Source organism: Allosphingosinicella sp. (assembly GCF_036387215.1).
Classification (GTDB): Bacteria; Pseudomonadota; Alphaproteobacteria; order Sphingomonadales; family Sphingomonadaceae; genus Allosphingosinicella.
On record NZ_DASVUE010000144.1, the window covers coordinates 1 to 12,019 of the forward strand.

Genomic DNA, 12,019 nt, shown 5'->3' on the forward strand with positions numbered 1-12,019 from the left:
TGACCCCGGAAATCGCCGAAAGCGAGGGCTGGACCTTCGGCGTGCTCTGAAGCATTGGGAGCCCGCGCCGGGTTAGCACAGTGGTAGTGCAGCGGTTTTGTAAACCGAAGGTCGGGGGTTCGAATCCCTCACCCGGCACCACCGACGCAGCCATCTCCATGAGAGACTGCGATATCCGGCACGAAGGACCGGCAGCGGCCGCGGTTCACTTAAAGAACTGGAATGGAAGCCAGCGAGCGCGGCAATTCGGGGGAGAGGACGGCACCTGATCGGAGCGGATCAGGCTTTGCGGATGCCGCCCAGACCTGAGGTATCTCCTATGGCCAAAGCTCTACCCGCTGCGCCTCCCGCGACTTCTCCTTCGCGGAGCTGCGGCACTGCCGAGCGGCGATGCCCGGGGACCCTGGAGGCCGGAGCGTGCCTTACTCCCCGCCAGCTGCAACTCATCCGCGAAACCCACGCCCTTCTCCTCCCTCTGAAGCTCGAGTTCGCCGCGGTCTTCTTCGAGCTCTTGCGGATCCGTGATCGCCGCCTGACCAATTTCCTGCCCGAAGAACTGCCCCGGCAGGCGCGGCTGCTGATGCAGGCGATCGGATATGTGCTCGGATCGCTCCAGAAGCTCGAGCCGCTCTTCCCGGCTGCCGAGGAGCAGGCGCTCCGTTACGCTTGCAGCGGCGTCAAGCCGCGTCATTATGCGATCGTCGGCGCCCTGCTCATCGACGCGCTGGATTACGTCCTGGAGCCCGGCCCCGACGACGAGATGCGGAAGGCCTGGCGCAGAGCCTATTCGCTTGTCGCTTCAGAGATGATGAAGGCGGCCTATCCCCCAAAGCCCCTCAGCCTGCTGAAGGTTGGCATCTATGTCGCCGTGGCGACATGGGCGGGAGCCGTGGCCGCCGCGACAACGTTCCCGGCATTCCTCAGCTGAACCGGCGGCGCCTCGCGAGCGCCTCTTCGTGGACGCCTATCTGACGGGGGCGTGATAGCGGAAGGTCTTTTCCTGGGCGCTGAACGGCAGGTCGAGGATTGCCCGCAGCTGCGCAACGAGACCGGGCGAGCCGTGGAAGCTCAGCCGTTTCTCCCGCAGCGCCACGTCGAGGCCTTCGTAGCCGAGCCAGACGTTGACCAGGGTGGTAAGGTCCGCCTCGAACGACACGTCCGCCTCCCGCCCCGGATCCTGCATGCAGACGTCAACCGTGCCTTCCGACAGCACCAGCCACCAATAGCGGAGCGCCGGCTTGCCCGGCGGGAGGCCTCGGAAGTCGAAGCGCACCACCATCTCGCCGCAATCGCCGCCGGACGCCTCGATCTGACGCTTCATCGACCATAAGAGCGACCCGGGGTCGAGGTCGTCCGGCACGATCGCATGCTGGGCCCAGCGCTGGCCCCAGATCGACATCGCCTCGATGAGCGGCCGCAATTCGTTGCCCGCGCGGGTGAGGCGGTAGGCATGGCTGTTGCCCGCGGCCTCCGTCTCGATCACCCCGCTCGCCCGGAGCTCGTCGAGGCGTCGTGCCAGCAGCGAGCGCGACATGAGCGGCAGCGCCGACTGAAGCTCCGAAAAGCGCTTGGGGCCGAAGCAAAGCTCACGGACCAGCAAAGGAGTCCAGCGCTGGGCGAAGATCTCGGCGGTCTTGGAGACGGGGCAGAACTGGCGGTACCCCTGGCGCGCCTGACTCGGCATCTCAATTTCCTCCGTCGGGGTCGAGGCCCAGCGCGATGCGGCCGGCGAGCCGCCGCTGGGGCGAAAGCTGGAGCGGGTGGTAACGGGCGGCCTGGACGTCCCGGAACAGGCGTTCCAGTCCCGTCCGCCGGTAGAATCCCGCGCCGCCCGCCGCTTCGAGCGCTTTTTCGACGGTGCGGATCGCAGTCTCGCCTGCGATCGAACGGCTCATCATGATGCGGTTGCTCGTCTCGAAGCCGGGTTCGCCCTCCTCGCTAAGCCCGATCATGTCGGCGAGCGCCAGCCGGAGCTGGTGCAGCAAGGTCTCGATTTCGCCCGCCGCGATTTCGCTTTCCGCGGCCGCGGGCCTTCGCCGGATCATCTCGACGGCTGTGTCGCGCGCCGCCTCGGCAATCCCTCCATAGACGGCGTAGATCAGCGGGATCGCGATCTTGGTGACCAGATGGATCGCCTCGTGCCATCGGCCCGCTGGGCGACGGATCGAGACGCTTTCCTCCGGCACGAAAACGTCGGAGAGCAGGATGTCGAAGGACCCGGTCCCGCGCATTCCGAGCGTATCCCAGGTGTCGACGCGCTCGACGCCGGGGGCGCCGAGGGCCAGCGGGAAGTGAAGGACGAAGGGCCCCTCCTCCGTCGTCAGCACGCCGGTCGTCACCAGGAGATCGCCGGCCGGAGAACCGCTTGCGAACACTTTCCGGCCGCTGATCAGATATCCGCTGTCGGTTTTCGTGAGGGCGCACGAGCCGTCGATCCAATCCGAGCCGCCGCTGCTCACGAGGATGAGGCGTTCGTCCGCCACCCTTTGCAGCAACGGCTCGGCCGAGCCGTCCCGCCGCCACCGCCACGCGGCGGTGGCGGCGAGGTGCGTGTGCATCGAGAAAGCGAGCGCCGTCGATCCGCACGCCCGCCCGAGCATCCGAAGCATCTCGGCGAGCTCGCTCTGGCTGCAGCCGAAGCCGCCAAGCTCGTCCGGCACCGCGGCAGCCGACAGGCCGGTCTCCTTGAGACGCTGGATATTCTCGCTCACGAAGCACCCGGATCGGTCGTGGTCCTCGGCTTTCGCGGCGATATCGGGAAGAACGGCCGCAAGCGCGTTTTTCCAGCTGGTCCTGGTCGTCAACATCGTCGTGTCCCTGTGCCCCCGGCCTCGTCGGCCGTGGCAGCAAAGATGACCGATCGGAGAAGAACCGGCTAGTTCTTTTAAAGAACTGGAGGCGATGCGGCCGCCTCCTTCATCTTTCCTCCGTCTTTCAAATGGAGGTTCAAGTGGAACGGAACAAAGCTTCCCGCGGCGTCTTGCGGCGGGTCATCATCGCCGCATCGATCGGCACCGCATTCGAATGGTACGATTTTTTCCTTTTCGGCGCGCTTGCATCGGTGCTTGCCAAGCACTTCTTCAGCAGCGTGCCGCCGTCGGCAGCATTCCTGCTCGCATTGGGCACGTTCGCGGCCGCACCGTTGATGCGCCCGGTGGGAGCGCTGATCTTCGGCCGACTCGGAGACCGGAAGGGCCGGAAGATCGGCTTCCTGCTCACCGTCTCGATCATGGGCGCGGCGACGTTCCTGATCGGCATCCTCCCCACCTACGGACACGTCGGCGCGGCAGCTCCGATCCTCCTCGTCGCGCTTCGCCTCCTCCAGGGCGTGGCGCTCGGCGGCGAATATGGCGGAGCGGCGACCTACGTCGCCGAGCATGCCTCGCCGCGGAACCGGGGCTGGCTGACCTCCTGGATCCAGTCGTCGGCGGCGTTCGGCCTGATCGCAGCCCTCGGCGTGACCTTCATGCTCCGCTGGACCTTCGGCGAGGCCGCGTTCGAGAGCTGGGCCTGGCGCCTCGCCTTCCTCCTCTCCGTCGTGCCGCTGGCATTGTCGCTGAGGCTTCGGTTGCGGCTCAACGAAAGCCCGGAATTCATGCTGATGAGCCTCTCGGACCAGACCAGCCGCGCGCCGCTTCGTGAGGCATTCCTCGAATGGCCGAACCTGAAACGCGTGCTGATCGCGCTCTTCGGCGTGACCATGGCGCAGGGTGCGGTCTGGTATTGCGCCTTCTTCTATTCGCAATTTTTCCTGGAAAAGGTGCTGAAGGTGGATCCGCAGACGGTCACCCTCCTGTTCCTCCTGGGCACTCTTGTCAGCGTCGCGCTCTACGTCTTCTTCGGCTGGGCCGCCGACCGGATCGGGCGAAAGCCGCTCATGGCATTCGGGATGATGCTTGCCGCCGTCGCCTTCGTCCCCGGCTTCCACGCCCTCACCCGTGCCGCCAATCCGGCGCTGGCCGAGGCGATGGAGCGGAGCCCGGTGGAGGTCGCCGCAGCTCCCGCGGATTGCACCGCGATGTTCGACCCGGTCGGCAAGCGGAAACCCGTCACCGGCTGCGACGTCGCCCGGCGCACGCTTGCCGACTTGGGCATCAGCTATGCGCGGAGCGACGCTCCCGCGGGTTCGGCCGCACTCATCTCGATCGGCGCGGACACGATCAGCGTGCCGGATCTCCGGCAGGCCTCGCCGGAACAGGCGGCAGCCGAAGCAAAGGCCTTCTCGAAGCTGGTGGCCGCGAGCGTCGAGACGCACGGCTACCCCGCCAAGGCCGATCCGGACCGGCTCGATTTCTGGCGGACGCTCTCGATCCTTCTGGTCCTGATCACTGCCGCGTCCGCGCTCTACGGTCCGCAGGCGGCATGGCTGGTGGAGATGTTCCCCACGCGGATCCGCTACAGCGCGATGAGCCTCCCGCTCCATATCGGCGGCGGATGGTTCGGCGGCCTTCTGCCCGCGGTCGCCTTCTCGCTCGTCGCGGCGAGCGGCGACATCTACATGGGGCTCTGGTGGCCGGTCGCCGTTGCCGCGGTCGGCGCAGTGACGACGATCCTGGTCGTGCCGGAGACGCTGCGAGGGCGTCCTCGCCTGCGCCTCGGCCTTCGGACGGCGGGGCGGCTCGCATGAAGCCCCACTGCGACTATCTCCTCGCCGACAGTGCCGCCGAGGTTGAAAGGCTGAGGCTCCAATCGGCGGTGTGGGAGCCGGCGACCGAAGCCTGGCTGAAGACCCTGCACATCCAGAAGGGAGCGAAGGCGCTGGACCTCGGCTGCGGAGCGATCGGCGCGCTGCCGGTGCTCTCGCGGCTCGTCGGCCCCGGCGGCTCCATAACCGGGGCCGATCTCGACCCGATGCAGGTCGAATGCGCCAGGCGGCATGCGCGGCAGCGCGGGCTCAGAAACGTCTCCGTCGTGCAAGCCGATGCGTTCGCCACCGGTTTGCCGGAGGAAACGTTCGACGCCGTTCACATCCGCTTCCTGATTGCTCCCACCGGCCGGGGGGACGAATTGGTGGCGGAGGCGCTCCGGCTGCTGAAGCCTGGCGGGCTGCTCCTCGTCCAGGAGCCGCACTCGGACAGCTGGTCCTACTCGCCCGAGCCGCCCGAATGGCCGTTGCTCAAGAGCGCGATCCTTGCCGCCTTTCGAACGGCAGGGGGCGATTTCGATGCCGGCGCGGGAGTTGCGGAGCTCCTCCGCCGGCACGGGGTGAAGGAGGTCCGCAGCGAGGCGGTCGCGCTCGACCTCGAAGCAGGGCACCCGTACCTGCAGCTGCCGGTGCAGTTCGCGATGTCGCTTCGTCCTCGGCTGGTGCCGGATATCCTGAGCGAGAACGTGCTTGCCCGCTGCTGCGAGCGCATCGTCTCGGCCGCTGCCGGCGGCATGACAGGCCGTAGCTTCACCGTCGTGCAGAGCGCCGGCCGCAAATGCGCGAGCGGCGGGAAGTGGGTCTAAAGGGCTTGGGCGCTCGAAGGCCCGACGCTCGCCAGCGCCCGTTCGACCGCCGCCACCGCGCGGCGGACGTCCTCCTCGGTCGTGCGCCAGTTGCAGACGCTGATCCGCATCGCCCGAACGCCGTTCGAGAGTGTGCCGCCGAAGAAGGCTTCCCCGTCCGTGACGATTGCATCAATTACCGCATCGGTCCTGCGGTCGTGCTCCGCATCCCCGGCGCCCGCAGCCGGATCGGGGAAGCGGACGAGAGCCTGGTTGATCACCGGACGTGCCAGCACCTCCACTTCGGGAATCCTCTCCAGGCCCTCCACCAGCGCTTCGGTATGCGCGCAGGTTCTTTCGATCAGGTCGGCCACCCCTGCCCGCCCGAGCTCGCGCAAAGCTGCGTAGACCGCAAAGCCGCGCGCACGGCGGGACCATTCGGGCGACCAGTCGATCTGGTCGCGGCTCTCCTCGGCGTGGACGAGGTAGGCGGCGCGGTGCGAGAGGGCGGCGCGGTGCGCCCCGGCCTGGCGGACGAATGCGAGCCCGCTGTCATAGGGGACGTTCAGCCATTTATGGGCGTCCGTGGCCCAGGAATCGGCAAGCGCCACTCCCCGGACGAGGTGCCGTCTTGAGGGCGCCGCCGCGGCCCACAGGCCGAATGCGCCGTCGACATGGATCCACGCTCCGGCTCCCCTTGCGATCGGCACAAGCCGGGCAAAGTCGTCGAAGGCGCCGCGGTTGATGTCGCCGGCCTGCAGCAGGACGATCGCGGGCGCGCCCTCGAGCGCCTCCAGAGCAGCGGCCAGGCCCTCGGCGGGGAGCGCTCCCTGGCCGTCGGCGCCGACCCGGACGAGCCTGTCGGTGCCCATTCCGAGCAGCCGCATCGCCCGCTCGATCGAGCCGTGGACGGCGTCGCTTGCAAGCAAACTGATCGGCGGCGCCCCCGACAAGCCGCGGGCCTCGACGTCCCATCCCCGTGCCGCGAGCAGATGGTGCCGCGCCGCCGCGAGGCAGGTGACATGCGCCATCTGGCAGCCGGTGGTCAGCGCAAAGCTCGCTTCCGGCGGAAGACCGATCAGCTCCTTCGCCCAGCGGCCGACCACCTCCTCGACGATCGCCGCCGCCGGGCCGGAAGCGTGCAGCGCCGCATTCTGGTCCCAGACGCTCGTCAACCAGTCGGCCGCAAGAGCGGACGGCAACGCCCCGCCCATGACCCAGCCGAAGAAGCGCCCCCCGGCGGATCCGATCAGCCCTCCTTCAGCTGCCGCAACCAAGTCTTCGATCACCTTGTCCGGCGGCAGGCCCTCCTCCGGCAGCTCGCTATCGAGGCTGGCTCTAACCTCGGCGGAGGACAGAGTGGGAGAAACGGATGTCCTGTCGAGCGCCGCGAGATAAGCGCTGGCGTGCGCAGCGGCGCGGCTGAGAGCGCGGGTGGCCGCATCGGCTGAGTCTTCGATGTCGTGGTCCAATCGCGATCTCCGGTTTCGGCGGCTCAAGGAGCGTAGCGGCTCACCCGCCTCGACGGAATGGCGGAGACGCGCGGGCGAAACCAATCGGTTCTAAAATCGAACCGCTAGCACTCGTAAGCATAGGCTGAAGATCGAAAATATAAGCTTCCCTCCTGCTCGAAGCACTGCAGTATCTGCGGGCGTTACCGCCGCGTCTCTGAGTTCATGCACAGTGAAACCGTGCGGTTCACTTAAAGAACTGGAAGCAAAACCCCTCGGTCCGTCATCCGACATGAAGAGCGGCGGCTTCTCATCACGAGAGCTCACGCTTTGCCGGGGGCATCGAAACAGCGGGTTCCCGGACCGTCATTCAGCAAGCCCGCCAGGGCTCCAGGAACGAAGGAATTCGCTATGACCAGGACTTTGAAGATCAAGGCCGCTCTGCTCGTCACGGCCGCCAACATCGTGGCGCTCGCTCCGGCGCATGCCGACGGCACCCCCGAATGCAACGCTCCGGGCCCGTTCAGGACCGAATGCGGCGTGAACGCCATCGCTTCCGGTAATTCGGCGACCGCGGTCGGCGCCGATGCCAAGGCGACCGGCGACGGCGCGACGGCAGTCGGGACAAACTCGAAGGCGTCGGGCGACTTCACCGCGGCCTTCGGCCTCGGCAGCGAAGCCACGGGCGGCAAGGCGACTGCCTTGGGTTACGGCGCTCAAGCACTGGCGAGCGACTCGATCGCTGCAGGCTATGTGGCCATCGCCTCGGGCGAATCCTCCATCGCGATCGGCACCCTCAGCCGCGCGCCGGGCGCTGCTGCAATCGCTCTGGGCACCGCCGCAAGGGCCAACGGCTTCGGGAGCATGGCGCTCGGAACCGGCAGCTCCACCGCGTTTTCGAGCAGCACCGCCATCGGCGGGAGCGCGTCAGCGAAAGGCGCCGCCGACACCGCCCTCGGCAACGGCGCCGCGGCGTCGGGCGGCTATTCGGTTGCCGTTGGAACCGACGCCTCGGCCTCCGGAGTGATGTCGGTGTCGGTGGGCGAGACCGCCGCCGCCATCGGGAAATACTCCACCGCGCTCGGCCAATCGGCGCGGGCCACCGCCGAGGAAGCGACCGCCGTAGGCAGGGCCTCGACCGCCTCCGGTCTCCGTTCGACTGCGGTCGGATCGTACGCGCAGGCGTTCGGATCCGGCGGGATCGCGGTAGGAGACGGTGCGCAAGCCTCGAACTCGGACACGACGGCGGTCGGCACCGGTGCCATTGCAAGCGGTGCCCATTCCACGGTCACGGGCGCCGGCGCCATCGCGACCGGAATGAACGCCGCCGCTTACGGGTTCACCGCGTCGGCAGCGGGCGGCCACAGCAACGCCTTCGGCATGAACACGTCCGCAAAGGGCGATTTCAGCAGCGCCTTCGGCACCCACGCGGCAGCGACCGGCCTTTCCAGCACTGCCCTCGGCACCATGACCATCGCCAGCGGGTGGAACTCGACGGCCGCGGGAAGCGGCGCACAGGCGACCGCGGTTACGAGCTCCGCCTACGGCGCAGGCGCGAAGGCCACCGGCGAGCATGCCACCTCGCTGGGCCAGTTTAGCGAAGCCAGCGGCACCGATTCCACCGCCGTGGGCGGAGGCGCGATCGCTGCGGCAAGCTTCTCTTCGGCCGTCGGTGCCGATGCCGCAGCGAAAGGCGCATTCGGCACGGCTATCGGCTACAAGGCCGAAGCGGGCGCCGTGGCGAGCACGGCCGTCGGCCAGAACGCCGGCGCCACGGGCAGTTCGGCAAGCGCCTTCGGCTCCCTCGCCTCCGCATCCGCGCACGAAAGCACTGCGGTGGGCGCGTCCTCCTCGGCCTCCGCCGATACGGCGACGGCGCTTGGCGCCCATGCCACCGCCAGCGCGTCCGGCGCTACTGCGACGGGCCGCTATTCGACTGCATCGAACGTCAACAGCAGCGCCTATGGCGATAATGCGGTGGCGTCCGGCTGGGCCGCCACGGCCGTCGGAAGCAGCAGCCAGGCGAAGACGGCAGGCGCCGTGGCAATCGGCTCGGGTGCCGCGGCGCTCGGCGAGTCCGCCTTCGCGGGCGGCTCGGGCTCCGTCGCGACCGGCTCCATGAGCACTGCGCTCGGCGTCGCCGCCGTCGCCGGCGGATCGGAAGCCGTCGCGCTCGGCCGCTGGGCGAATGCAGGCAACCAGAATACGACCGCCATCGGCTCGCAAAGCTTTGCATCCGGCAACGGCTCCTCCGCGTTCGGCTTCGGCGCCCAGGCGAAAGGCGTGGCAAGCGCGGCCCTGGGATATTATTCTCTCGCAACCGGCTATCTCTCGTCCGCCTTCGGCATGAATGCCACAGCGACTGCTGATGCCGCGATTGCCATCGGCGCTGACTCCCTGGCCAACCAGAGGAGCGCCGTCGCCATCGGCCAAAACAGCAGAGCGGCGCATGCCGACTCGGTCGCATTGGGCGTGCGGGCGGCGACGACTCGTCAGAACCAGATCATGCTTGGCGGCACCGGCAGCTCCGTCACCGTCGGCGATATCATTGCGAGCACGGCCGCGCAGAGCGGCAAGATCGGCGTCGCCACCGTCGACCAGAACGGCACCCTCGGCTGGAACACCTCGCTGATCCCGGCCGTCCAAGGGCTGCAGTCGACGGTCGCCAACCATGGCGGGCGGATCGGGGCGCTGGAATGGACCAGCTCAGAGCACACGACGCAGATCGGTGCGCTGCAAACAACGTCGGCACAGCATACGATGCAGATCGGCGCGCTTCAGGCAAGCTCGGCAGAGCATAGCACGCAGATCGGCGAGCTGCAGTCCGCCTCGGCTCAGCATAGCACGCAGATTGGCGAGCTGCAGTCGGCATCGGCGCAGCACACCAGCGACATCAAGACGTTGGGCTCCATCGCCGCCCAGCACACGTCGCAGATCGGCAACCTGGAGAGCGCATCAGCAACGCACTCGGCGGAGATCGGCGCCCTGAAGTCGGCGTCGGCCCAGCACACCACCCATATCGGTCAGCTGGGGGTCATCGCCGCGCAGCAAACGACGCAGATCGGCGCGCTTCAGTCCGCCTCGGCGCAGCATAGCGGCGAGATCCGCGAGCTGCAGTCGGCAAGCGCGCAGCATACGGGGCAGATCGGCGCGCTCGCTTCGACCGCCGTTCAGCATTCCGCGCAGATCGGCACGCTCCAGACCGCGTCGGCGACGCATTCGACGCAGATCGGGGCGCTCCAGGCGACATCGAACACGCACTCGGCGCAGATCGGCACGCTGCAGTCGGCGACGTCGGAGCTTCAGTCGGTGGCGGACACGCACGGCCGGCAGATCGCGGTTCTCGATGCCGGGCACGTCGCGCAGGCGAACCAGATCAGCGCCATTCAGTCGCTGAACAGCGTTCAGTCCCAGCAGATCGGTGCGCTCCAGAGCGGCTTCGCGCAGCACAGCTCGTCGATCGCGATGCTCCAGGACCAGACGGCGGCGCTGTTCGACCTTGCCAAGGTGACCAGCCGCGAAGCCGAACGGGCCAATGAAGGCGTTGCCGTAGCGTTGGCGCTGGACTCGCCGAACGTTCCCGCGGGCGCACGCTTCGCCATGTCGGGCGGGGTCGGCTATTTCAACGGCAAGACCGCGGTCGCGACGGCGATCAGCGCCGCCACCGGCCGGATGTCGAGCGTGTCGGCGGGCTTCGGAATGGCGCTCCGGAGCAAGGAAGTCGGCGCCCGCGCCGGGTTCCAGGTCGCCTGGTAAGCGCGCGGGGCGGAGGGGCTCGCTTAGCCCCTCCGCCACCCCTTCCCGGCAACTCCTCTTCGATCCCCAAATATGCTGCGCCGCAGGCGCAATGGAGATGAACATGAACAGCAACCGTTTTGCGATCCCGGCTTTCTGCCTCGCCGCTCTCTTTTCCGCCGTCCCTTCCCCATCGGCCGCTCAGCTCGCGCTGCCCGGAGGCCTCTCGCTTCCGCTCCGCAAGCTGAAGCTGCCGCGCCCCCAGCAAGTGCTCCCGCAGACGTCGATGGTGCCCGGCGGCGGCAATGCGGCGCTCGGGATCCGGCAAGCGGACGACACGCCCCCTTCGCCGCTGGTGAAGAAGACCCAGGATGCCGCCGATGCCGCGCTCCGGATCGTCCTCTACGGGATCGACAACGAGCTTCCGGACCGGAGCGACCTCAATATGGCGAAGTTCCTGATGCGCGACGTTCGTGGCTGCCTCGACGGCATCGCCGAGATCCGCAAGGTCAATCCGGCGCAGACGTTCAGGCTCAACGGGCAGGATCCGATGAGCATCGACGAAGTCGAGCAGCGCTTCTGCAAGCCTGCCTTCGCCACTCTGCAGCCGCTCGTCGGCGCAGCGATTGCGGCGGACGAGGCGCGCTGGGCGGGGCTGGCGCCGGAGCGGGTCGCGGTCGTGAAGATGCACGGCCTCGGCGCCTATACGATCTACGGCCACGGCAAGCGCGTCCTCTCCTCCTCAGCCGCGCTCCAGAGCTCCAACGTCTGGTACGTCTGGGACGAGGAGACGGGCTATCTGACGCCGCACTGGTGGATGGCGACGATCCGCTGGACCGGGAACAGCTATGTGAAGACGGTGCAGAAGGGAGCGGGGACGCAGCCGCCGGCTTCCCTGTTTCGCTGACGCGTCCGCGGCGGCGGCGAACCAGCGGCCGCTATCCGTAGACCCATTCGGCGAACACCGCTGAAAGGTCGCGGCCGCTGGCGCGTTCCATCGCATGCTGAAGGTCGATGCTGGTGACGGTGCCGCCGGCATTCTCGCGGGTAAAGGCCTTCAGCCCCGCCCAGAATGCCGCATCGCCCAGCATCGTCCGCAGATGAGCCATGAACAGGGCGCCCTTGCTGTACTGGATCGCCCGCCTCATGCCCAGGGAGGGATAGTCGCCGCCGAACGCCAGCGGCTTATCCCACCCCGCCTCGCGCGCGCGGCCGAGGCGAACCCGGGCGGCGTCCAGCTCCCCTTGATAGGCTGCGGGCCCGAAGCGATGCTCCTTCCACGCTGCGGTCATGAAGGTGGTGATGCCTTCGTTGAGCCAGAAGTCGCGCCAGGTGGCGGTGGTGACGAGATTGCCCCACCACATGTGCGCAAGCTCATGCACGATCACCCAGCCGGATTGCGG

9 protein-coding genes and 1 tRNA gene are annotated in these 12,019 nt (G+C 67.9%); 6 read left to right on the forward strand and 4 right to left on the reverse strand.

Going from position 1 to position 12,019, the window contains the following annotated elements:
- The first annotated feature begins 66 nt into the window (after window positions 1–66).
- Both VF662_RS05680 and VF662_RS05685 read left to right on the forward strand, forming a co-directional pair.
- Window positions 67–141: transfer RNA gene (locus VF662_RS05680), tRNA-Thr, on the forward strand.
- Between the two features lie 370 nt (window positions 142–511).
- Window positions 512–928: a hypothetical protein gene (locus VF662_RS05685; RefSeq protein WP_464138829.1), complete on the forward strand. Its 417-nt coding sequence runs from the start codon at window positions 512–514 to the stop codon at window positions 926–928.
- A 36-nt stretch (window positions 929–964) separates the two neighbouring features.
- On the opposite strand, the gene VF662_RS05690 is transcribed toward VF662_RS05685, so the two are convergent.
- Both VF662_RS05690 and VF662_RS05695 read right to left on the reverse strand, forming a co-directional pair.
- Window positions 965–1,684: a winged helix-turn-helix transcriptional regulator gene (locus tag VF662_RS05690; RefSeq protein WP_464138830.1), complete on the reverse strand. Its 720-nt coding sequence runs from the start codon at window positions 1,682–1,684 to the stop codon at window positions 965–967.
- Between the two features lies 1 nt (window position 1,685).
- Window positions 1,686–2,807 carry an acyl-CoA dehydrogenase family protein gene (locus VF662_RS05695; RefSeq protein WP_464138831.1) on the reverse strand — a complete coding sequence of 374 codons (1,122 nt, stop codon included), beginning with the start codon at window positions 2,805–2,807 and terminating at the stop codon, window positions 1,686–1,688.
- 143 nt (window positions 2,808–2,950) lie between these two features.
- Here VF662_RS05695 and VF662_RS05700 point away from each other — a divergent pair, with 143 nt between their 5' ends.
- Both VF662_RS05700 and VF662_RS05705 read left to right on the forward strand, forming a co-directional pair.
- On the forward strand, window positions 2,951–4,627 hold the full coding sequence (locus VF662_RS05700; RefSeq protein WP_464138832.1) for an MFS transporter: 1,677 nt from the start codon (window positions 2,951–2,953) through the stop codon (window positions 4,625–4,627).
- The gene (locus tag VF662_RS05705; protein ID WP_464138833.1) at window positions 4,624–5,451 is read left to right on the forward strand and encodes a class I SAM-dependent methyltransferase; all 828 of its coding nucleotides are present in this window, start codon (window positions 4,624–4,626) and stop codon (window positions 5,449–5,451) included. The genes VF662_RS05700 and VF662_RS05705 overlap by 4 nt, the downstream gene beginning before the upstream one ends.
- Here VF662_RS05705 and VF662_RS05710 read toward each other — a convergent pair.
- Complete coding sequence (locus VF662_RS05710) at window positions 5,448–6,902, reverse strand: pyridoxal phosphate-dependent decarboxylase family protein (protein ID WP_464138834.1); 1,455 nt, start codon at window positions 6,900–6,902, stop codon at window positions 5,448–5,450. The genes VF662_RS05705 and VF662_RS05710 overlap by 4 nt on opposite strands.
- Window positions 6,903–7,292: 390 nt before the next feature.
- Here VF662_RS05710 and VF662_RS05715 point away from each other — a divergent pair, with 390 nt between their 5' ends.
- On the forward strand, window positions 7,293–10,637 hold the full coding sequence (locus VF662_RS05715) for a hypothetical protein (protein ID WP_464138835.1): 3,345 nt from the start codon (window positions 7,293–7,295) through the stop codon (window positions 10,635–10,637).
- Window positions 10,638–10,740: 103 nt separating this feature from the next.
- Complete coding sequence (locus VF662_RS05720) at window positions 10,741–11,523, forward strand: hypothetical protein (RefSeq protein WP_464138836.1); 783 nt, start codon at window positions 10,741–10,743, stop codon at window positions 11,521–11,523.
- A gap of 31 nt (window positions 11,524–11,554) precedes the next feature.
- On the opposite strand, the gene VF662_RS05725 is transcribed toward VF662_RS05720, so the two are convergent.
- On the reverse strand, window positions 11,555–12,019 hold a 465-nt coding region (locus VF662_RS05725), incomplete at its 5' end, for a M1 family aminopeptidase (protein WP_464138837.1).